The sequence below is a fragment of the Planomicrobium sp. YIM 101495 genome, from assembly GCF_009707665.1.
In the GTDB taxonomy this organism is placed as follows: Bacteria; Bacillota; Bacilli; order Bacillales_A; family Planococcaceae; genus Planococcus.
Map to the genome: position 1 here is coordinate 62,876 of NZ_WLZW01000005.1, position 22,024 is coordinate 84,899.

23 protein-coding genes are annotated in these 22,024 nt (G+C 50.2%); 14 read left to right on the forward strand and 9 right to left on the reverse strand.

All coding sequences use genetic code 11. From position 1 onward, the window contains the following. Positions 1-194: 194 nt before the first annotated feature. Both GIW82_RS13705 and GIW82_RS13710 read right to left on the reverse strand, forming a co-directional pair. Positions 195-335 carry a hypothetical protein gene (locus tag GIW82_RS13705; RefSeq protein ID WP_154750518.1) on the reverse strand — a complete coding sequence of 47 codons (141 nt, stop codon included), beginning with the start codon at positions 333-335 and terminating at the stop codon, positions 195-197. Between the two features lie 131 nt (positions 336-466). Beyond that, positions 467-1,699 carry an aminopeptidase gene (locus GIW82_RS13710; protein WP_154750519.1) on the reverse strand — a complete coding sequence of 411 codons (1,233 nt, stop codon included), beginning with the start codon at positions 1,697-1,699 and terminating at the stop codon, positions 467-469. A 146-nt stretch (positions 1,700-1,845) separates the two neighbouring features. On the opposite strand from GIW82_RS13710, the gene GIW82_RS13715 reads away from it, so the two are divergent. From GIW82_RS13715 to GIW82_RS13730, 4 genes are all read left to right on the forward strand, one after another. After that, entirely contained in the window at positions 1,846-2,940 is a 1,095-nt protein-coding gene (locus GIW82_RS13715) for a carbohydrate kinase (RefSeq protein WP_154750520.1), read from the forward strand. Further along, positions 2,937-3,848: a pseudouridine-5'-phosphate glycosidase gene (locus GIW82_RS13720; RefSeq protein WP_154750521.1), complete on the forward strand. Its 912-nt coding sequence runs from the start codon at positions 2,937-2,939 to the stop codon at positions 3,846-3,848. Before GIW82_RS13715 ends, GIW82_RS13720 begins: the two co-directional genes overlap by 4 nt. A gap of 124 nt (positions 3,849-3,972) precedes the next feature. Then, complete coding sequence (locus GIW82_RS13725) at positions 3,973-5,280, forward strand: FAD-dependent oxidoreductase (RefSeq protein WP_154750522.1); 1,308 nt, start codon at positions 3,973-3,975, stop codon at positions 5,278-5,280. Further along, the gene (locus GIW82_RS13730; RefSeq protein WP_154750523.1) at positions 5,277-6,257 is read left to right on the forward strand and encodes a class I SAM-dependent methyltransferase; all 981 of its coding nucleotides are present in this window, start codon (positions 5,277-5,279) and stop codon (positions 6,255-6,257) included. The genes GIW82_RS13725 and GIW82_RS13730 overlap by 4 nt, the downstream gene beginning before the upstream one ends. A gap of 47 nt (positions 6,258-6,304) precedes the next feature. On the opposite strand, the gene GIW82_RS13735 is transcribed toward GIW82_RS13730, so the two are convergent. Further along, complete coding sequence (locus GIW82_RS13735; protein WP_154750524.1) at positions 6,305-6,526, reverse strand: DUF1128 domain-containing protein; 222 nt, start codon at positions 6,524-6,526, stop codon at positions 6,305-6,307. Positions 6,527-6,585: 59 nt separating this feature from the next. Continuing rightward, positions 6,586-7,944 carry an alanine/glycine:cation symporter family protein gene (locus tag GIW82_RS13740; protein ID WP_154750525.1) on the reverse strand — a complete coding sequence of 453 codons (1,359 nt, stop codon included), beginning with the start codon at positions 7,942-7,944 and terminating at the stop codon, positions 6,586-6,588. A 259-nt stretch (positions 7,945-8,203) separates the two neighbouring features. On the opposite strand from GIW82_RS13740, the gene GIW82_RS13745 reads away from it, so the two are divergent. Together GIW82_RS13745 and GIW82_RS13750 are read left to right on the forward strand one after the other, a co-directional pair. Then, positions 8,204-8,641: a YtxH domain-containing protein gene (locus GIW82_RS13745; protein WP_154750526.1), complete on the forward strand. Its 438-nt coding sequence runs from the start codon at positions 8,204-8,206 to the stop codon at positions 8,639-8,641. 46 nt (positions 8,642-8,687) lie between these two features. Continuing rightward, the gene (locus tag GIW82_RS13750) at positions 8,688-9,551 is read left to right on the forward strand and encodes a YihY/virulence factor BrkB family protein (RefSeq protein WP_154750527.1); all 864 of its coding nucleotides are present in this window, start codon (positions 8,688-8,690) and stop codon (positions 9,549-9,551) included. Between the two features lie 14 nt (positions 9,552-9,565). Here the strand turns inward: GIW82_RS13750 and GIW82_RS13755 are convergent, their stop codons facing one another. Further along, on the reverse strand, positions 9,566-9,769 hold the full coding sequence (locus GIW82_RS13755) for an SE1561 family protein (RefSeq protein WP_154750528.1): 204 nt from the start codon (positions 9,767-9,769) through the stop codon (positions 9,566-9,568). Between the two features lie 1,098 nt (positions 9,770-10,867). Further along, positions 10,868-11,248: an OsmC family protein gene (locus GIW82_RS13760; protein ID WP_154750529.1), complete on the reverse strand. Its 381-nt coding sequence runs from the start codon at positions 11,246-11,248 to the stop codon at positions 10,868-10,870. A gap of 80 nt (positions 11,249-11,328) precedes the next feature. On the opposite strand from GIW82_RS13760, the gene GIW82_RS13765 reads away from it, so the two are divergent. Then, positions 11,329-12,501 carry an MFS transporter gene (locus GIW82_RS13765; protein ID WP_154750530.1) on the forward strand — a complete coding sequence of 391 codons (1,173 nt, stop codon included), beginning with the start codon at positions 11,329-11,331 and terminating at the stop codon, positions 12,499-12,501. Between the two features lie 38 nt (positions 12,502-12,539). Here the strand turns inward: GIW82_RS13765 and rlmD are convergent, their stop codons facing one another. Both rlmD and GIW82_RS13775 read right to left on the reverse strand, forming a co-directional pair. Beyond that, the gene (rlmD, locus tag GIW82_RS13770) at positions 12,540-13,904 is read right to left on the reverse strand and encodes a 23S rRNA (uracil(1939)-C(5))-methyltransferase RlmD (RefSeq protein ID WP_154750531.1); all 1,365 of its coding nucleotides are present in this window, start codon (positions 13,902-13,904) and stop codon (positions 12,540-12,542) included. 41 nt (positions 13,905-13,945) lie between these two features. After that, complete coding sequence (locus tag GIW82_RS13775; RefSeq protein WP_154750532.1) at positions 13,946-14,845, reverse strand: TIGR01777 family oxidoreductase; 900 nt, start codon at positions 14,843-14,845, stop codon at positions 13,946-13,948. A 118-nt stretch (positions 14,846-14,963) separates the two neighbouring features. On the opposite strand from GIW82_RS13775, the gene recX reads away from it, so the two are divergent. The 3 genes from recX to GIW82_RS13790 are packed head-to-tail and all read left to right on the forward strand — an operon-like array spanning position 14,964 to position 16,409. Then, the gene (recX, locus tag GIW82_RS13780) at positions 14,964-15,770 is read left to right on the forward strand and encodes a recombination regulator RecX (RefSeq protein ID WP_154750533.1); all 807 of its coding nucleotides are present in this window, start codon (positions 14,964-14,966) and stop codon (positions 15,768-15,770) included. Then, on the forward strand, positions 15,763-16,095 hold the full coding sequence (locus tag GIW82_RS13785) for a YfhH family protein (RefSeq protein ID WP_154750534.1): 333 nt from the start codon (positions 15,763-15,765) through the stop codon (positions 16,093-16,095). The genes recX and GIW82_RS13785 overlap by 8 nt, the downstream gene beginning before the upstream one ends. 59 nt (positions 16,096-16,154) lie before the next feature. Next, the gene (locus GIW82_RS13790; protein WP_154750535.1) at positions 16,155-16,409 is read left to right on the forward strand and encodes a YfhJ family protein; all 255 of its coding nucleotides are present in this window, start codon (positions 16,155-16,157) and stop codon (positions 16,407-16,409) included. Positions 16,410-16,468: 59 nt separating this feature from the next. Here the strand turns inward: GIW82_RS13790 and GIW82_RS13795 are convergent, their stop codons facing one another. Next, the gene (locus tag GIW82_RS13795; RefSeq protein WP_154750536.1) at positions 16,469-17,449 is read right to left on the reverse strand and encodes a metal-dependent hydrolase; all 981 of its coding nucleotides are present in this window, start codon (positions 17,447-17,449) and stop codon (positions 16,469-16,471) included. 131 nt (positions 17,450-17,580) lie between these two features. Between GIW82_RS13795 and mutY the strand changes: the two genes are divergently transcribed. From mutY to GIW82_RS13815, 4 genes are all read left to right on the forward strand, one after another. Beyond that, positions 17,581-18,642: an A/G-specific adenine glycosylase gene (mutY, locus tag GIW82_RS13800; RefSeq protein ID WP_154750537.1), complete on the forward strand. Its 1,062-nt coding sequence runs from the start codon at positions 17,581-17,583 to the stop codon at positions 18,640-18,642. Next, positions 18,642-19,388, forward strand: coding sequence for an enoyl-[acyl-carrier-protein] reductase FabL (gene fabL / locus GIW82_RS13805; RefSeq protein ID WP_154750538.1), 747 nt, complete (start codon positions 18,642-18,644; stop codon positions 19,386-19,388). Before mutY ends, fabL begins: the two co-directional genes overlap by 1 nt. A gap of 100 nt (positions 19,389-19,488) precedes the next feature. Further along, positions 19,489-20,028 (forward strand): nucleoside tri-diphosphate phosphatase, encoded by a 540-nt coding sequence (ntdP, locus tag GIW82_RS13810; RefSeq protein WP_154750539.1) that lies wholly within the window; start codon positions 19,489-19,491, stop codon positions 20,026-20,028. 177 nt (positions 20,029-20,205) lie between these two features. Further along, the gene (locus tag GIW82_RS13815) at positions 20,206-21,948 is read left to right on the forward strand and encodes an ABC transporter ATP-binding protein (protein ID WP_154750540.1); all 1,743 of its coding nucleotides are present in this window, start codon (positions 20,206-20,208) and stop codon (positions 21,946-21,948) included. Positions 21,949-22,024: the final 76 nt, after the last annotated feature.

Here is a 22,024-nt window from a genome sequence, read left to right on the forward strand (position 1 = left end):
TCAGCCGGGCTCTAATTATGTCATTCCCATCAGGACACAAAGTCTAAAAGGAAAATCCCCCAGCCATTTCTATCCAAGTTAGCACACAACCATTCCAGGTACGAGGAATGATGAGAGGGTGCGTTTCGGTTAATGAAAAAGAGCTGTTCCGGCGTGTCATGAGACATGACAGCTGGTACAGCTCTTTACTTGAATTAGAACTTTTCGTCTGGAATCGGGTCGATCGTTTCTGAATCATGCGCGTGTACATCTTTTTTGATGAAGTGCATGATTGTGAAACCTACCGCACCAAGTGCGATCATGTAACCAATAACAGTTGTAAGAGCGAGTAGCATATGAAAGCTCCTTTCCATATCCATACTTAATATTATTGCATATACCCGTCATTATACATCATCCAACCAAAAAAATTAAGAGGGAATATGCAGATGCTTTGTCGGAAATGGGAACTTCGGGAAAAGTGGGGTCAGAATGCCCAGTTTCCGCCGCGGAAGATCGGTTCGCGTGTGCCATCTTCCAGGATGCCATCGATGTCCATTTCAGCACTGCCGACCATGAAGTCGACGTGCGTGATGCTTTGGTTCAGACCGTGTGCAAGTAATTCTTCCTGACTCATCGTTTTGCCGCCTTCAAGACAGAATGCGTACGCACTGCCAATCGCGAAGTGGTTGGAAGCATTCTCGTCGAACAATGTATTATAGAACAGGATGTTCGATTCCGAAATCGGTGATTGGTGCGGCACGAGTGCGACTTCACCGAGGTAATGAGAGCCTTCATCCGTTTCGACAAGACCTTTCAAAACTTCTTCGCCTTGTGCAGCAGTCACTTCAGTGATGCGGCCGTCAGCGAATGTGACTTTGAAATCGTCGATGATGTTGCCGCCGTAGCTAAGCGGTTTTGTGCTGGAAACATAGCCGTTGACGCGTGTTTTGTCTGGCACTGTGAAGACTTCTTCAGTAGGCATGTTGGCCATGAACGTGTGTCCTTTTTCGTTGAGCGATCCAGCGCCAGCCCATAGGTGACCTTTTGGAAGGCCGACTTCCAAATCTGTATTCGGTGACGTGTAGTGAAGTGCTTTGTATTTCTTGTCGTTCAAGTAGTCGACTTTCTCGTGCAACGTTTCGTCGTGGACTTTCCATGCATCGACGGGATCGTTCTGGTCTGCGCGGACTGCTTTGAAGATGGCGTCCCATAGTGCATCTACTTGCTGTTCTTCCGGCAGATCCGCAAATACTTTGCTTGCCCATGCTTTGGAAGGAGCGGCGATGACTGTCCAGCTGATCTTATCGGACTGGACATATTGACGATACTTCGCAAGTGCAGTGCCGGCAGCTTTTTGGACTGCAGCGATGCGCGATGTGTCGATCCCTTTCAGCAAGTCAGGGCTTTGCGAAATGATGCTCATGAATGCAGCGCCTTCGTCAGCCAGTGTTTCGCGCTGGTTTACTTTCCAGGATGGGAATGAAGCGAATGAATCTTCCGGCGCCAGTTCGTAGCGCATGCGGCTCAATTCGTCATCAGCCCAGTCTACATGGACTTCGCGTGCTCCTGCTTCGTATGCTTTTTTCGCCACGAGGCGTGCGAATGGCGCAGCCTCTATGGAAGCACCGATATACAATTGTTGGCCGGGCTGGATGTTGACACCTACAGCAACCGCCAATTCAGCGTAGCGATCCAATTTCTCTTCAAAGTTCGTCATTTAATAAATCTCCCCTTTCATCCTATTCATAGTAGCAATATTCTGTCTTGCTGTGCAATGGATTGAAAAAAATTTCAGCAAAACAGTTGAAAAAATATAAACAAAAGTTTATGATATAAACAAATGTAGTTAATAGGAGGGGCGGAATGAACCAAAAGCAAATGGATGTGCTTGAATTATTGAAGCGGAATCCTTATTTGTCCCAACAGGAGATGGCCGAGACGCTCAACATTTCCAGACCGGCTCTCGCCAATCTGATCTCCACAATGATGAAAAGCGGGCAGATTCTTGGGCGCGCTTACATTCTACCGGAGGAAGGAACAGTTATTTGTATCGGCGGCGCGAATGTTGATCGGAAGTTCCGTATTTCAAAGAAGGCGGAGATGGGGACATCCAATCCGGCTTCGACGGTATCGAGTGTCGGCGGGGTGGCGAGGAATATCGCCGAGAACCTCGGGCGGCTTGGACATCAGGCGAAGTTGCTCTCTGTTGCGGGACAAGATCCGGATTGGCAAATGATCGAAGCGGCATCGGCTCCGTATATGGGGCTGGAACTTACGAAGAATGATGCAGCGTATACGACAGGATCGTACACGGCAGTATTGGAGCCCGACGGCGAAATGATCTTGGCATTGGCGGACATGGCTGTGTACGACCAGATGACTCCGGAATTCATCGGACGTTCCGAGCATGCGCTCCTATCGGCTGAGATGCTCGTGCTCGATCTGAACTGCCCGGAAGACACGGTGGAGTATGTCAGGGAGCTGGCGAAGACACGCGGCTTGAAGCTTGCGGTCATCCCGGTATCGGCTCCGAAGATGGACCGTCTCGGGAAAGATCTGTCAGGCATCTCCTGGCTGATCTTGAACCAGGACGAAGCGGAGAAATATTTGTCCACAACGATCGATTCACGGGAAAGCTGGGAGCAGGCTGCGACTGACTTGATCGCACGCGGTGCTGAGCACGTCGTCGTTACAGCAGGGTCGAAAGGCGTCATTGCGGCAGCAGAAGGCAGCATTAAGCATTACGAATCGATTTCCCCGGCAGTCATCGTCGACGTCACTGGAGCGGGTGATGCATTCTCGAGCGGTATCATCCACGGTTCTCTCGCAGGCGAAGGACTGGACGAAATCGTCCGCACCGGACTGATGAATGCAACGAAGACACTGGAAAGCAATGCGACTGTCAGATCCGAATTATCTGTCCGTCAACTAAAAAATGAACTGGAGGAATTACAATGACAAACGTCATCTCATACTCGAAAGAAGTACAGGAAGCACTGGAAGGGAAAAAACCGATCGTCGCATTGGAGTCGACAATCATCTCACACGGTATGCCATACCCGCAGAACGTTGAAACTGCACGCGTCGTCGAGCAGATCATCCGCGACAACGGAGCAGTACCGGCAACGATCGCAATCATGGACGGCCAGATCAAAATCGGTTTGTCCGATGAGGAATTGGAAATGCTCGGAAACGCTGAAGGCGTAGCGAAAGTTTCTCGCCGTGACATCGGCCAACTGATTGCAACGAAGAAGATCGGTGCGACGACAGTTGCGTCAACGATGATCTGTGCAGAACTTGCAGGCATCAAAGTATTCGCAACAGGCGGCATCGGCGGTGTACACCGCGGAGCGGAAACGACGATGGATATTTCTGCAGACTTGGAAGAGCTTGCACAAACAAGCGTAGCAGTTGTCTGTGCAGGTGCGAAATCAATCCTGGATATCGGCTTGACGCTTGAGTACCTTGAAACGAAAGGTGTTCCGGTCATCGGTTATGGCACGGACAAAATGCCTGCATTCTACACGCGCGACAGCGAATTCGATTTGACGTTCCGTGCAGACGACGCGGAGACATTGGCAAGCGTATTGAAAGCGAAATGGGATCTTGGCCTGAAAGGCGGAGCAGTCGTTGCGAACCCGATTCCGGAAGAGCATGCACTTGAAGCTTCATTCATCAACGGCATCATCGAAAAAGCGATGCAGGAAGCGAAAGATAACTCAATCGCTGGGAAAGAAGTGACACCGTTCCTTCTTGGCAAAGTGAAAGAATTGACTGAAGGCAACAGCTTGACTGCAAATATCGAACTTGTGAAGCACAACGCGAAAGTCGGCGCACAGCTGGCTGTAGCATACAACAACCTATAAGAAGTGAATCGAGGAGCTTCCCATTCGTGGGAGGCTCCTTTTTTGCCGTTCACAACAACCATTTTGGCGAGGAGGTTTCCGGAAAGAAAGATTGAGGAATAGACAAAGGAGGAGTTGAAGGGGCATGAAGACGGATGTGATGATCAGCGGAGGCGGCATCGGGGGTCTGACGCTCGGTTTGAAATTGGCACGCAGAGGCGTCCGGGTGATCGTTGTGGAACGGCTCACGAAAAAGCCTGTTACATATAAAGGGGAACTGCTGCAGCCGAAGAGCATGCAGATTTTTGACGGACTGGGCATTTACGCTGAAGTGGTGGAGCGGGGGCACGAAATCGGTGTGCTCGATATGCTGGAACTGACGAGTTCACTTGCAGTACGAGATCAATCTTTCATGGATTATCGTGTCTTGCCCGGGAAATACAACGCGGCGTACATGGTTCACCATGAAGAATTGAAGGAGCTCCTCCTCGAAACTGCCCGACGGCTTGAGAACTTTCATTACTTGGGCGGCACTGCAGTGAAAAGCATCGAAGAAAACACAGCAACTGTGAAGCGAGGGAAAGAAACGCTCGCCATTACGGCTGACTTTTTCGTCGGTGCGGAAGGGCGGGCATCCGTTACCCGGCAGGCGATGGGGATGAAGATCAAGCAGACAGAATACAATCACCACTTCCTGACCGTGTCGTTCCCACGAGCGGAATCGTTCACAGAAGGGCAAATCATCTCGACGTACAACCGTTTTCTCGGTTTGTTTCCGTTGCCGGACGATCAAGTGCGCAGTGTTTATTTGATTCCACCAGGAGATTACAAGGAACTGAAAGATAAGCCGATCAGCCACTTCCACAAGCTTTATACGGACTTGGCGCCAGGGATGGACGGCTACGTGCAAAAAATTGAAGACTGGAAGCGGATCCAGTTGATGATTCCGGTGATGTACCACGCACCATTTTATGTCAAAGACAACAAAGCGATCATCGGGGATGCTGCGCATGCAGTCCACCCGATGGCAGGCGAAGGAATGAACATGGCGATCCAGGATGCCGATATCCTTGGCGAACTGGTCGCCGACATGCTGGCGCAAGGCGGAGTGGACACGGCCAACTTGGGCTTCTACGAAGAAGTTCGCTTTAAGCGGGCGGAACACATCCTGCAGCTGAGCCATCTCGCCGCACTCGCCTATTCGTTCTCGTTCAAGCCGGTGAGCTTCCTGCGCACCCGGACGTTTGACCGGATGGAAGAGGACCCGATTCTGCACTTCAAGCAGATGCTCAACATTTCAGGACTCGGCATCTGGAAGGAAAATGTACGGGACCGGTTCATCCAAGGCGGCTTGATGCCGATCCGGCAAAAGACGCTGGAAGAAGAATTGAAAGAATTGAAATATTTTTCACCAGAAGATGATTATCCATGGAAACGGGAGGGGTTCAAATGATTGATATCATGAAGATGTTCAAAGCACGGATGTACATGAAACGGAACGAACCCTTTCTTTATAGCTGGCATGCATACGTAGGGTACGAATTGGATTTGTTCAAGGCTTTTTCACGGCCGATGCAAGCAGCGGATGTGTCGGATGCTTACCAGTTGGACGAGGAATTGCTACATCAATGGATCATGGTCGGCTTGTCGATCGGCCATCTGAAGGATGCGGGGCGCGATCGCTACAAAGTCGCAAGCACGTGGAAGTTGCCGAAGCCGAAAGGAGAAAATTCGTCCGGTGTGTTATTGAAGGAAATGATGGAGCTGCATATCCCGACATTACTCGAATATCCTTCGATGATGCGTGACAAGAAGCGACTGCATTTCGACGAGGAAGCACACGCCCCGACCGTTGCTGAGACGAGCCGGCTTCTTGAAACACTGGCCTTGCCAAAAGTGGCAAGGCGCATCAATGAATTCGGGAGCCGGAAAATCTTAGACATCGGCTGCGGTGAAGCGGGCTATGTGAAGAAACTGGCTGACCGTTTCCCTGACGCTGCATTCAAAGGATTGGAAATCAGTCCCGAGGTCACTGAAAAGGCGATTGAATTGACAAAGGACAATGACAATGTCGCCATTGAACAAGGCGATTTATGGAGCTATGAGCCGGACAGGAAGTATGATCTCGTCATGATGAATAACGTCATCCACTACATCGATTTGGAAGATCGGGCAGAGCTGTTCAAGAAGCTTGCCGGCTGGCTGGAACCAGGCGCGGTCCTGTCAGTCATCACACCGATTGCCGGCAGCAAGGACGCACCACCGTTCGGCAATGTCTTCAACAGTTTCTTCTCATCCTTCGAGAACTTATACAGGCTGCCGACGGAGACTGAGCTGAAAGAGTGGGGGAGCGGAGCAGGTCTCGAACTGCTGAAAATCAAGACTGTCATCAAAGAAGGAAGCTGGTATATCGCACAGTATCGGAAATAGAAAAAATCCGCGGTTTGTCTTCGTGTGTCAGACAAACCGCGGATTTTTCATTTGCGCAAGGAGCCGAGTTCTTCAGCAATCGCCTGCATTTCGTTCGGGCTGAACGAATTGCGTTTTTTCACCATTTCGTATAAATAAAGCAAATCCTCATATTGGGAATCGTTAAAATGCTCCGACTTCATCGCATCAACATTGACCATGCGCAATTTCGCTTTGATTTCTTCGATCAGAAATTTGACATTCTCCGGTGACGGTTTGGATAGATCCATGGATTAAACCTGCCTTTCATAGAAGTTAAGGTTAATCATTCCACTATTCAAAACGAATGTCAATTGCCGCTGCGCTGTGCTTCCTTCTCTTCTTTCAGTTTTGCAGTGATTTTCTTCGTCTCATAAATGATGACACCGGACAGGCCGAGCAGCCCGATCAAGTTCGGGACGGCCATCAGTGCATTCATGACGTCCGAGAACGCCCACACAAGGTCGAGTGAAGCAGTTGCACCGACGAAGACCACGATCACGAAAGCGACGCGGTAAACTATCAGTAAGCTCGGGCTCTTGAATAAGTATTGGAAACATTTCTCGCCGTAATACGACCATCCGATAATCGTAGAAGAAGCGAAGAAAACAAGGCCGATCGCGATGACATAAGGTCCGACGCCGCCAAGCAGAGATTCGAATGCTGCACTAGTCAAAGGCGCACCGTTCATATCACCAGATTTATAAAGGCCGGACATGACGATCGTGATTCCTGTGATCGAACAGATAATAATCGTATCGAAGAACACTTGCGTCATCGATACGAGTGCTTGACGTCCAGGAAGGTCCGTCTTGGCGGCAGCCGCTGCGATCGGAGCAGATCCAAGTCCTGCTTCGTTCGAGAAGACCCCGCGCGCAACGCCGTAACGGATCGCCGCACCGATTGCACCACCGACAGCTGCTTCCCCAGTGAAAGCTGCTGTGAAGATTGTGCTGAGTGCACCAGGCACCAGCTCATAGTTCAAAACCATGATTGCTAAACCGGCAAGGATATAAAAGATGGCCATGATCGGGACAAAGTAGGAAGTGACAGCCCCGATCGTTTTGATTCCGCCAAGAATTACAGAAGCTGCAAAGACCATCAAGACGAGGCCTGTGATCCACGGAGCGACGTTGAATGTATCGTCCATGATCGATGCGACCGAATTGGACTGTGTACCGTTCCCGATCCCGAATGCCGCAATGGCACCGAACACAGCGAACAGGACAGCCAGCCATTTTTGTTTGAGTCCATGTTCAAGGTAATACATCGGGCCGCCAGCCATTTGTCCACGGGCATCTGTCACGCGGTATTTGACCGCAAGGACAGCTTCCCCGTATTTGGTTGCCATCCCGAAGAAAGCGGAGAACCACATCCAGAAGACGGCTCCTGGTCCACCGAGTGCGACAGCCGTCGCAACCCCGACAATGTTACCAGTTCCGACTGTCGCCGCCATAGCGGTTGACAGCGCCTGGAAGTGGCTGATGTCCCCTTTGGAATCCCCATCGCGCTTTGTGAAGACTAGTTTCAAAGCTTGCGGAAGAAGACGGACTTGCAGTACCCCGAGACGGATCGTCAAATAGATTCCTGTTCCGACAATCAAAAATAGCATAGCAGGACCCCATACGAACGCACTTGCCTCGTCAAGCCATAACGCTAACGTTTCCATGCAAATCCCCCTTTTCTTGGCGCTTCTTTCTGTTTCGCCTTATTAGTATATTCCGAAAACTCAAGACAATAGTCAAGACTTTTTTTCTTCAGCACTTTAAAAGAGAGAAGCGTTCGGACTAGAAAGTGCTTTATCGTATGAGCAGGGAATCAAATAAAATTTCTGTTTGAAGTTTAATTTTGCGATTTTAAGGGAAAATTCAAATAGACATGGTACGATTAACACATCAAATTAACTATTTTCATAGGAGGAGTAGACAATGAGCCAAAATAAATTATTTACAGGACTACTAGTGGGAGCGGCGGTTGGCGTCATCATCTCATTATTCGATCGCAACACGCGCCAGGATGTAGTGCAAAAATCAAAATCACTTTCTGACAATGTCTCCTATTATGCAAAGAACCGCGAAGAACTCGTATCCAGAGTGCAGCAGCAAACAGAAAAAGTGCAGAACTTGTATGCGCGCGTTTCTGAAGACGCATCGTACGTAGGAGAGAAAGTGAACCAACTGAAAGAGTTGACTCCTCAAGTGAAAGACATGGCATTGGAGACGAAAGACGCGTTCACGGAAACGAAGGATGCGGTCATGGAATCGAAAGATGATGTCGTGGCTGCAGTGAAAGAGGAGAACCCGGATCCGGAATCGCCACTTCTGGATAACGAAACGGACGGGCAAGGAGCAGGGAAAAATTCGTAAGAAGACGGTTTCCGGGGAGCAGGAAAGCCAACCGAACAATCTACGGATGACGGAAGAAGTTTTGACCGTCAAAGGCTTCCTGAAGGAATTGATCAAACGACTTACTGAAACGGATATTACAGGATTAGGAGCGCAATTAGCGTTCTTTTTCTTGTTGTCTTTGTTTCCGCTGCTCATGTTCCTCGTGACGCTGCTGCCTTATTTGAACTTGTCCGAGGAGCGGATCTATAGCTTCATCCAGGAGATCGCCCCAGGAGAAGTATCCAGACTGATCGAGAACACGTTAGGAGAAATCCTATCCAATCAGAATAGCGGTCTGCTGTCACTGGGAATCTTGGCGACGATCTGGACGGCCAGCCGCGGGATCAATGCGCTCGTGAAATCGTTGAATGCATCGTACGGTGTGGAAGAGAACCGTCCGATCTGGGCCGCACAGGGGATGTCGATTGTCATCACACTTTTGATTATCCTGATTTTCCTGACGGCTTTGATCTTGCCAATTTTCGGCGAACAGATCGGTGCTTTCATTTTCTCGTTCTTCGGTCTCGAAGAAGACTTCCTGTCGACGTGGAGCCAGCTGCGCTTCACTATCGCACCGCTCATCATCTTCCTTGTCTGCGCGATGGTTTACTGGATCGTCCCGAACGTGCGGCTGCACTTCACGAGCGTACTTGGCGGAGCGGCTTTTACCGCAATCGGCTGGCTCGCTGTATCGTACGGTTTTTCGCTTTACATCAACAACTTCGCCAACTACTCTGCGACATATGGCAGTATCGGGGGCATCATCGTTTTACTCGTTTGGCTGTATTTATGCGCGATGCTGTTGCTGGCAGGCGGACAGATCAATGCGGTCTTCCAAGGCCGCAGGGGAGTTTTGCAGGCAAAAAAAGAGGATTCAGCGCGTGAGTAGCGCATGAATCCTCTTTATTTTTGTTTTGTGTTTTCGCTTTCAGGTCCTTTGAATTGTTTCATTTTATCTTCCAGGTCATCAACCATTTCAATTAGCCGATCAATATCCTCAACGTCCGTGTGCTCCGGTTCGATTGCGTCCAATACGTCCAGGAACATGGACAGGCGCTGCTTCATGTACGATACTTGCCGCTCTTTATCGTGGATGTAATTTCCCATCTTGCCACCTCATTTCATGTTTATAATCCTAGCGGAAAGCGGCGAGGATTTCAATTGTTGAATCAAGGGTCGGGCAAGAGAAGCTGTAATTGGAGACCGGCTGGCCTGCATTTCAGAGTTTCGCACGCTGGAGGCGCTACCCCGAGCCTCCTCGGCTGCTTGCGCAACCTGCGGGGTCTCGTGTTAGCTCTACTCTTCCGGCGCGCTTACTCTTCCATTCCGGCTCAGCTCCTTCGATAAGGGAAGAAGAGTAGAATGCTTGTGATTTGGATGATCCAGGCGTAGAGCCATCGTCGCGTTCTAGCAGAAGGTGTCGGCTAGTTGGTGAGAATTGCAATTTTCATGCTGATTCGGGATTTAGTCGCGACTCAGGTTTTTTACTCTTGAAAATAAGCGAGCAGAAGAATGAATGTCGTATCTCAAGCTGACAAAGTCGTATCTCGCCAATTTCCTGATCGATTTGATGCTAAGTAATAACTCGCTGTGCCGAAGTAGTAACTCATGCAACTCAAGTAGTAACTCATGCAACTCAAGTAGTAACTCGACAAAAATTGATCTCTCCCACTTGCTTTTCACTCTCCAAATCAGAACCTCAGCGGCCTACGCAGTCAGCCGCCCAGACATTTAACTCAACACCAACAATAGAATGAAATGCTGATGATACTCTTTAACAATTAACCCCCATCCCAGCGAAGTGGCTGGCCTGGACATGGCGTAGGGATAAGATGAGCGGTTCTCAGCTCAGCTTATCCCGGGAGCCATGTCCCTAAGCCGCAAGCGATTTCCTATGCGATGCCCGACCTTCCATTCTCTCTCGAACACCGCTAACTTTTCCCATATCCCATTATAGGTCAAAAGAATTGATTTACTATTTGTTTTATTTAGAATGTTTACACAATGTAAATTCCGTGTTAAGGTGTATTTACTAACAACCGGGAGGGGGACAGCCGAATTGTCGAAATCAACCTGAAAATACGACAAAGGGGGAGATTCGGACATTCGCGGTGAACGTAGCCGTTGCCAATATGAACATGCAAATTAACTGTAACCAACCATAGAAAGCTCAGCCCAATCTGCGAACAGACTGGACTGAGCTTTCTATTTGAGTTCGTATGTTTCGATCACTTCGATCGACGCTTCCACAGAACGGACCATCGAACAATTCCTTCTTGTCACTTCCAGCACCCGTGGCATCCGGCTTTCCTCGATGACACCTTCCAGAACGAAATGCAGATGCACTTTCTCGACCCGGTTCGCTTCCTTGTCGTTCCGGACGACTTCCTTCACTTCAATCTGCATATCCGTGACAGGCATCCGCATTTTCTCGAGCGTCTTCCGCATGACCCCACCGCTGCATACCGCAATGGATGTGATGAGTAGCTGATATGGGCGGAACCCATATTCTTCGTTGCCGGACACATCCAGTGTGCCGAATGGCAAGTTTGCACTAAAGCCGTTTTCTTTCATGGAAAAATTCATTGGACACGCCTCCTTATGGTAAAATTGTAGCGGAATCGATCCAAAATGAGAAAGAACTTGTTTATCCACGGAGGGAGTACATGAAACAATTCCTGCAAAGTGACAGCGGCCGCTTCTGGGTGCTCGTCGCCATCATTTCCATTTCAGGTTTTTCGCAAGGGATGTTGCTGCCGCTGATCGCAGTGATTTTCGAGCAAGACGGTGTCTCGTCCACATTGAACGGGCTGAGCGCCACCGGTTTATACATAGGAACATTGGTCATCGCCCCATTCATGGAACCGCAGCTCAGGCGCTTCGGCTACAAGCCGATCATCCTGTTCGGCGGAGGTCTGGTAATCTTCTCGCTGCTGCTGTTTCCGCTTTGGAAAAGTGTACTGTTCTGGTTTGTGCTCCGGATTTTGATCGGCGTCGGTGACCAAGCACTCCACTTCTCGACACAAACGTGGATCATCAGCACATCCAAGCAGCACCGGATCGGGCGCAACATTGCGATTTACGGAATGTCGTTCTCGGTCGGCTTTGGAGCAGGTCCGTTGTTCGTCCCGCTCATCAATTTCCATGAGGCGTTGCCGTTCATCATTTCAGGCGTTTTATGTTTGATTGCCTGGTCGTTGATTTTCTTTTTGCGCAACGATTTTCCAGAAGTGTCTTCAGGCGTCCACTCGACAAGCAATGTGGCAGGGCGCTTCAAGGCGACGCTCATCATTGCATGGGCTGCGTTTTTACCGCCGCTCGGCTACGGGTTTCTGGAGGCGTCGCTCAATGCGATTTATCCGGTTTACGCACTGCGGCAGGCGATTCCTGTCGGGATGGTGTCGATCATGCTTGCGGCGTTTTCGGCAGGGGCGATTGCGACGCAGCTGCCACTCGGGGTCTTGAGTGACCGGATCGGCCGCAAGCGGGTGCTGGTCATTGCATTAACTGGCGGCGCGTTATTGTTCGCAGGCGCAAGCTTTTTCGAAACGAATGCGTGGGTTCTCATTGGGTTCTTTACGGTTGCGGGGATGTTCGTCGGCTCGACATTTTCCCTTGGCATCGCTTATATGTCGGATCTTGTGCCGAAAGAATTGTTGCCGACGGGGAATCTGCTTTGCGGCATCGCATTCAGCATCGGCAGTTTGTCGGGACCAATCTTCGGCGGGCTGTTCGTCGAAGTGGCAGGGGATACGAGTGTTCTTCTGCTGCTGGCAGCCGTACTCCTCGCGATTTTCTTCCTAGTGCTCCTGAAAAAGGAAAAGCCAGTACGCGCATGAAAAAATCCATGCACTCCGTTTCTGGAGTGCATGGATTTTTATTTGTGTTCGAGCAGGCAAACGGCTTCGATTTGCGCTGTCTGCGGGAACATGTCGACCGGCTGGATGTATTGGACGTTGTAGATTTTCGTCAGCTGCTGCAAGTCTTTCGCAAGCGTCGACGGGTTGCATGATGTATAGACGAAACGTTTGGGCTGCACTTTCATAATCGTCTTCAGAAGCGATTCGCCGAGACCGGTGCGCGGTGGGTCAACCGTCAGCACGTCCGGCGTGAAGCCTTCCTTGTTCCACTCTGTAAGCCATTTCTCAGCAGTGCCGGTAACGTAAAGGGCGTTGATGCCTTGTTCCTTGGCATTCGCTTTTGCGTCTTCGATGCTTTCCGGGATGATGTCCATGCCGCGTACTTGCTTCGCACCATCTGCTAGCCAAAGGCCGATCGTTCCGACACCGCAATAAGCATCGACGATCGTTTCGTTGCCGGTCAATTTGGCTGCGCGCTTGATTTCGTCATACAGCTTGACGGTCTGCTTCGGATTCAGTTGGAAAAAGGCGCGTGCCGATAAGTCGAAGGCAAGTTCGCCGAGTTCTTCTCGAATGGCATCTTTACCCCAAAGGGTGTGCGTCTCGTCACCGAAAATAAGTGACGTGTTTTCTTTGTTGACGTTTTGGACGATCGAGACGATGTTCGCATCGATCTTACGGATCCGCTGGAGCAGTTTGGCAAAACGCGGGATGGCTTTCCGGGTCGTGATGAGCACGAGCTGGATCTCACCAGTCCGGATGCCTATGCGGACAACGATTGTCCGGATGACCCCTTTCATCGATTTGCCGTCGTAAATCGGGATGTCCAGATCTTCCAAAATTTGTTTGACGAGATTCGTGACAGCTGTCGTGTCCGGGTGCTGGACGATACAATCCTCGATGTTGATGAGCTGGTGGGACTCTTCCGCGAACAAGCCGGCAATCACTTGGCCGCCTTTTTTTCGTGTCTGGAACTGGCTCTTGTTGCGGTAGTGCCAAGGGTTCTCCATGCCGATCGTCGGTTCGACACGGATGTTGCTGCCTTTCAAGTAACGCTCGAGTGACTGGACGACGAGATCGCGTTTTTCGACAAGCTGCTGCTCGTACTTCATATGCTGCAATTGACAGCCGCCGCATGAGTCGTAAATCGGGCAAGGTGCTTCTTGGCGGTGAGGGGAAGATTTGCGCATTTTCACGATCCGCGCTTCTGCAAAGTTCCGCTTGACGTCGGTCACTTGTGCAGTGATTTCTTCTCCTGGCAATGCGCCTTGTACGAAGACGACGTTGCGCTTGAAAAAGCCGACGCCTTCTCCGTTGATGCCGAGCCGTTTGATGGTCAGCGGAAATTTCTGGCCTGTTTCGATGACCGGTTTTTCACTCATTCCAATTCCTCCTGCTTTCAAATCATCCGTCCATTATACCTTTATTTATACAAGTCAGCCAGTGCGGAAGAGAGGGAAGTGAATTGAAAATCGAATCCGTGCTGCTTCAGTTTTTCCGGAAGTACGCACTGGCCTTCGAGCACCAAGCGGCTCTTGTCGCCGAGTGCCGCTTTCAACGCGAATTCAGGAACCGGGATCCAGTGAGGACGGTGGAGTGCCTGGCCGATTTCTTTCCCGAATTCCTTCATGCGCACCGGATTTGGCGCAGTCAAGTTGAACGGTCCTTCCAAAGACTCCTGTTCGATGGCAAATAAGAGTGCGCGTGCCACGTCGTGAACATGCACCCAAGACAACCATTGTCGCCCGGATCCGACCGTGCCGCCGCCGAATAATTTATAAGGCAGTGCCATGAGCGGCAGCGCGCCTTCGTCTTTTCCGAGGATGATGCCGAATCTCCCGGCAGTGACACGGACATCGAACATGCGCGCCTGTTCAGCGAGCTGTTCCCAGTCGACGACGGTCTTGGCGAGGAAATCGTCTGCGACTTCCGGTGAATTCTCGGTGTAAGTGGCTGTGTCAGATGCGGGATAAATGCCGACTGCGCTTGCGTTGACGAGGACTTTCGGTTTCTTCTCCAGTTCCCCGATGATGCGCAACACTTCTTTCGTGGCAGTCATCCGGCTGTCGTAAATCGCTTCTTTCTGCTTGTCGCTCCAACGTCCGTCGTTGATCGACGAACCTGCCAGATTAACGAGCGCATCGATGCCTTCAAGTTCCGTTGCTGGATCCGCGCCATCCGTGAGCCATTCTATGTAATGGACACCGGGGCTTCCAGGTTTTTTCGTACGTGTCAAAATGAATACTTCATGGTCTTGTCCGGTAAGGAGCCGGGTCAGCTCTTCCCCGACAAATCCTGTACCGCCTGTAATCGCAACTTTCATGTACAGCACCTCCAATAGTTTCGTCGCTTTAATGTCATGTTAACTTCTATACTACCCTGAATCTGTGCAATTAAGCGATTTTCAAGGTATACTAAGGAGATAAAAGAGGTGGGTTCCGATGCCGGTCATTTCAAAAATTACGCGCGGGAAAAACAACCCGGAGCGTTATAATCTTTATTTCGAAGATAAATTCGCCTTCAGTGTCGATGAAGCCCTTTTAATCCGCTACCAATTGACCAAAGGCAAAGAAATCGATCAATGGACGATCGAGGAGATGGTCTTCGATGACCAAGTCCACAAAGCATATAACAAAGCGATCCACTACTTGGCGTTCCGCATGCGGAGTGAAGGGGAAGTGCGGCAGAAGCTGAAGGACAAGGAATACGGTGAAGCAGTTATCGATGAAGCCGTGAAAAAATTGTACGTTCATAAATTCCTGGACGACCGTGCATTTTCAGAAGCCCTTTTGCGTACACAAGTGCGTTCTGCGAAAAAAGGGCCGCGTGCCATCCAGCAGGATATGCAGAAGAAGGGAATTGACAAAGAGATGCAAAAAGACGTGCTAAGCGGATATTCAGAGGACGAGCAATACGACATCGCATTCGGTCTGGCGGAGAAGATCGCTTTGAAAGAGACGAAGAAAACACCGTCCCAGATCAAACAGAAAATCAATGATTCGCTGATGCGCAAAGGGTTTTCCTATACGCTGATCAAGCGTGCAATCGAAGCGCTCGATTTGGAGAAGCAGGAAGATGAGTGGACGGCGATCGTCACAGAGCAAGGCGACAAATTATGGCGCAAGCACAGCAATAAATTAAAAGGACGCGATCTGCGGATGAAAGTGAAGCAGGGGCTTTACCAAAAGGGATTCCCGGGTGAAGTGATCAGCGAGTATTTAGAGAAAAAGGATGAGGAAGATGAGTGACGAGAAACGTTATAGTGAGATGACTGAACAGGAATTGCGCACAGAAATCGCAGGACTGCGCGAGAAAGCACGCAAGGCGGAGCAGCTTGGCATCGTCAATGAATTCGCGGTGCTTGAGCGGAAGTCGATCATGGCGGCTGCCTACCTGGTCGATCCGGCTGATTTCGAGAAAGGCGAAGTGTATCGCATCGAGGGAGACCCGAACATGTTTTTCCAAATCGATTATTTGAAAGGCCGCTTCGCTTGGGGATACCGCCTCGGCGGTAGCAAGCATACCGAAGCGCTGCCGATCTCGATGCTGCGCCCACTGAAAGAGAAACGATGAGCAACGCAATCCAGTAACGAAAGGAAGTGAAGGCCGGGGCGATTTACCGGCCGAGCCGAATGAAAGAACTGATTGAACAATTGACCAATGAATTGATGCAGAAAAATCCGCAGCTATCAGAAGACAAAGCCCGTACATGGGTGGAACTTCTCGCTTCGGACTTCGAATCGTCGTATGCGAAAGCGGGCTATGATTATCAAGGTACCGCAGTCGTAGAGAAAGTATTGCGCCAGTGGATCGACAGCTACGGCGACAAGATCCATGAGTTCGTAACGAGCAACCCGAAATATGCACATCTCCTGAACGAACAATAAAATTGGAAAAACCGCTTTCCGTCCCGGTGCGGGAGGAAAGCGGTTTTCTTTGATTGTGATCAATTGTGACTGAAATCGAGTTTCTTTTTTAACTTGTCTTCGCTGAAGATCCAGCCCGTGTAAGAATTGACGATGTTGTAGTCTTTGTCGAGATGGGCGACTGCGACGAACGGATAATAATCGTTGCTGCGGTAGCGGAGGTCGATGAGACGGACCTCGAATAACTCGCCGAATTCATTGATTTCCCACCGGTAGATCGGTGAGAAAGACGTGAAGGCAGCCAAATTCTTATCCTTCAAGGCCGTCTGCATCAATTCGCTTTGCGGCAACGGCTTCTTCAAGAACTTGTCATAAATGTTGATCGATCTTCCGTATGCGCGTCCGACATAATGGTGACGGTCTGTGTCTGCTGCAATCCGCCACTGGAAAAAACGCATGGTCGGCGCAACGATGACATCGATGGCACCAGGAATCGTTTTCTTGACGGCCGCTTTGATTGCCGACTGGACGGTAAAGCGCACGATGTAGTAAAAGAAGAGCAGGACGTATAATGTGCTGACCGTCAGAACGGGATCAGCGCCGAACGCCCAGATCATCAGTGCCAGTACGTGAGCACCGAAAATGATCGGGTCGAATGTATTGATGACACTGAGCGCAACCCACTTATTGGAGAAAGGGCGGAGTGCCTGCGTGCCGTATGAATTGAAGATGTCGACGAACACATGCAGGAACACGGCTAAGAATGTCCACAACCAAAGGTGGAGCCAGTTAGCTTCGGGCATGATGAGCCAGAGCGCGCCTGAAATCAATAGTGGCCAAGTGATGACGGCCGGTATGGAATGCGTCGCACCGCGGTGGTGACGAATATAAACAGCGTTATTGCGTAATTTTAAGACAGTATCGATATCCGGAGCTTGCGAGCCGATGATCGTCCCTGCCATGACAGCGGTCAAGGTGATCGGATGGCTTGCGACTACCGGGTCGGCCATTGCGAGACCGCCTAGAGCGATTCCCATTACGAGGTGTGTGCCAGTATCCATGGCCTCGCCCCTTTCTGTAAAAAAATGATCGGGACCGCGGAGGCTTTTCTAAAAGTCCTTGGTCTTTCACTGTTCTATACCCTTTTTGCGAGGGAAATAATCTGAATCGACTGGAGTGACGGACCATTCATTTGAATAAAGAACGATTTCAAGACGATCTGATCCATTGGTTCCTGGCAGAAAAACGTGACTTGCCGTGGCGGCGTACGTCGGATCCGTATCAAATATGGGTCTCGGAAATCATGTTGCAGCAAACGCGCGTCGATGCTGTGATTCCTTATTATAAACGCTTCATCGAGAAATTTCCTACTATAGATGCGTTGGCAAGTGCGGACGAGCAGCACTTATTGAAGCAATGGGAGGGGCTCGGCTATTATTCGCGTGCGCGCAACTTGCAGGCGGGCGTTAGAGAAGTGGCAGAAACGTACGGCGGCATCGTCCCTGATGACCGCAAGTCGATTTCTACATTGAAAGGCGTCGGTCCCTATACGGCAGGCGCCATTCTCAGCATCGCTTACGGCAAGCCCGAGCATGCAGTCGATGGCAACGTCATGCGGGTCTTGTCGCGCATTTTGTTGATTACGGAAGATATCGCACGGCCGAAGACGCGGAAAATATTCGAGGAAGCAGTGACGGACATCATCAGCCACGAAGACCCGTCTTCCTTCAACCAAGGATTGATGGAGCTCGGGGCACTCATCTGCACACCGACCTCGCCGAAGTGCTTGCTTTGTCCGGTGCGCGAACATTGCCGGGCATTCGACGAAGGCAAGGAACGAGACTTGCCAGTTAAGACGAAAGCGAAGAAAACGAAGGCCGTGCAGTATGCGATGGTCGCGCTGCACAACGAAGGACGTGTCTTGATGGAGCAACGTCCTGACAAAGGATTGCTTGCTTCAATGTGGCAATTTCCGTTGATCGAAGTGACGAAAGAGCCGATGCCGCATGACGTAGAGGAGCGGCTATCGGAGACAATGCAGGAAGTCGTTGAAGGAGCGGAAAAAATTATCTCTTTCAAACATGTATTTTCTCATTTAACATGGGAAGTGAATGGATTCATCGCCCGCACCCCGGACGTACCGGCGCCTGAACGGATGAAGTGGGTTGACGCTGCGCAGTTGGAGGTATTACCACTTGCCGGTCCGGCACAGAAAATGAAGCAGGCGATTCAATTAAAAGGAGTGATTCAGTAATGGCAGAGCAAAAAGTGGCATTGGTGACAGGAAGCAGCAGAGGACTCGGCAAGGCGATGGCAATCGCTTTGGCAGAAGAGGGTTATGATATCGTCGTCAACTACGCGCGCAGTAAATCTGCAGCACTCGATACAGTGAAAGAAGTGGAAGCACGTGGACAGAAGGCGATTATGATTCGTGCCAACGTTGGGGACATCGATAAATTGCGCGCGATGTTCGAAACGGTCAAGGAAGAATTCGGCCGATTGGACGTCTTCGTATCGAATGCAGCTTCAGGCGTTCTTCGTCCAATCATGGAGCTTGAAGAAACGCATTGGGACTGGACAATGAACATCAATGCGAAAGCGATGCTGTTCGGTGCACAGGAAGCGGCGAAGTTGATGGACAAAGGCGGCAAGATCATCGGGATTTCTTCGCTCGGTTCAATTCGCTACCTGGAGAACTACACGACGATCGGTGTATCCAAAGCGGCTGTCGAATCGCTGACACGTTACTTGGCTGTGGAACTTGCGAGCCAAAACATCTCGGTCAACACGGTTTCAGGCGGTGCACTCGATACGGAAGCGCTCAAGCATTTCCCGAACCGTGAAGAATTGCTTTCCGATGCACGCGCGAATACGCCTGCCGGCAGAATGGTCGAAGTGGACGATATGGTCAAGACTGCCATGTTCCTCGTTTCCGACGCTGCAGACATGATCCGCGGGCAAACAATCATCGTCGATGGCGGCCGTTCGATCGTTCTTTGACATCCGGACCGACTTATTACTGTATGTTTTCAGAATTGGTTGATATAATAGGGGAATAACAGTAACTATATACGGTTTTGATGTAAAGGTGGGAGACGGCATGGGGATTCCCGCAGAGGGAGAGACAATCCAGATTCACAGCTATAAGCACAATGGTCGCATCCACCGTGTCTGGCAGGAAACAATGGTTTTGAAAGGGACGAATAACATCGTGATCGGCGCCAATGAACGCACGCTTGTCACGGAGTCGGACGGGAGAACTTGGTTGACGAGGGAGCCGGCGATTTGTTATTTCCACGCAGAGCATTGGTTCAATATTATCTGCATGCTGCGTGAAGACGGTGTCTATTATTACTGCAATGTCAGTTCACCGTTCGTCTACAATAATGGATCATTGAAATACATCGATTACGATTTGGATGTGAAAGTGTTTCCTGACATGTCATACACGCTCTTGGATGAAGATGAGTACGAAGACCATAAGAGACAGATGGGCTACCCTGAAGTCATCGATCAGATTTTGCAGCGTAACGTTGCGAAGCTGATCAGCTGGATCAAACAGCGCAGAGGACCGTTCGCGCCCGATTTCATCGACGCTTGGTCCAATCGGTATCAGTTTCACCAAACATACCGGAAGTAACTGATACGGAAATTGGCTGGCCCGTCAGCCGCTAAAAGTGGGCAGAGAAAAAGAAACTTTTTCTCTGCCCACTTTAATGGTTTTTTGAGATAGGTCAAGGATTTTTTGCCTGTGTTTAGGGAATAGTGAAAAGGGCAAGTAAACGTCCTGTTTCAAAGAAAGTTGGAGTGAATGCTTATGAACACGATGAAACGATATATGAAATTCGTAAAACCGTATTACTGGCAGATTGCATTGACGATCGTCATCGGGATCTTCAAATTCGCGATTCCGTTATTCATCCCACTGTTGATCAAGATTATCATCGATGACATCATCGGCGCACCGGATCTGACGAGCGATGAGAAGACGCGCCAATTGTTCATGTGGCTCGGGGGCACAGCGATCGTCTTCTTCCTGCTGCGTCCGCCGATCGAGTATTACCGCCAGTACTATGCACAGCTGGTGAGCAACAAAATCCTTTATGACATCCGCGCTTATTTGTACACGCATCTGCAGCGCCTGAGCTTGCGTTACTATGCGAATACGCGCGCTGGGGAAATCATCTCTCGTGTCATTAACGACGTCGAGCAGACGAAGAACTTCGTCATGATCGGGCTGATGAACTTATGGCTGGATTTAGCGACGATCATCATCGCCATCATCATCATGTTGACGATGGACGTGCCGCTGACGCTCGTGACACTTCTCGCATTCCCGTTTTATGCGTTCAGCGTCAAATATTTCTTCGGCAAGCTGCGCGATTTAACGCGCAAGCGTTCGCAAGCACTTGCGAATGTCCAAAGCTATTTGCATGAACGGGTCCAAGGAATGAGCGTCGTCAAAAGCTTTACGCTGGAAAAAAGAGAAGAGAAATTGTTCAATGAAACGAACGACGACTTCCTGGAGAAAGCGATCGACCATACGAAGTGGAATGCGAAAGCATTTGCGGTCGTCAATACGATTACAGATGTCGCACCGCTTCTCGTCATCGCTTATGCAGGGTACCAAGTCATCCAGGGGCAGTTGTCGGTCGGGACGATGGTGGCATTCACCGCCTATATCGAACGCCTGTACAACCCGCTGCGCAGACTCGTCAACTCCTCAACGACGTTGACGCAGTCGTTCGCGTCGATGGACCGTGTATTCGAGCTGGTCGATGAAGAATACGATATCACAGACAAAGAAGGCGCGAAACACCTGACATCCGCCGACGGAAAAATCGAATTCCGTAACGTGTCATTCGCCTACAACGAAGGTGAAAATGTGCTGAAGAACTTGAATTTCACAGTGAAGCCGGGTCAGACTGTCGCATTTGTCGGGATGAGTGGTGGCGGGAAGTCGACCATCATTTCACTTATCCCGCGTTTTTACGACGTCACGGAAGGTGGCATTTATCTGGATGACCGCAATGTCAACGACGTTACGGTCCATTCGCTGCGTGATCAGATCGGTCTGGTGCTGCAAGATTCGATCCTCTTTAGTGACTCGGTCAAGTCCAATATCTTAATGGGCCGTCCGGAAGCGACAGATGAAGAAGTGATCGCTGCGGCTAAAGCTGCCAACGCACACGAATTCATCGAGTCATTGCCGGAAGGGTACGATACGGCTGTTGGTGAGCGTGGCGTCAAATTATCGGGTGGTCAGAAGCAGCGCGTGGCGATTGCCCGCGTATTCTTGAAGAACCCGTCCATTCTCGTCCTGGACGAAGCGACTTCTGCGTTGGACTTGGAAAGTGAATCATTGATCCAAGACTCGCTTGACCGGTTGGCGCGTGAACGGACGACACTCGTCGTCGCGCACCGTCTGTCGACGATCACACACGCTGACCAGATCTTCGTCATCGACCGGGGAGAACTTGCCGAACAAGGTACGCACGATGAATTGATGAAGAAGCAAGGCGTTTACGCTGACTTGTTCAGTATCCAGCAATTCCATTAAACTCCATACGAAAAATGATCCACCTCCGAAGTTGTCTGCCAACAGTTTCGGGGGTGGATTTTTCTGTTGGAAAGAA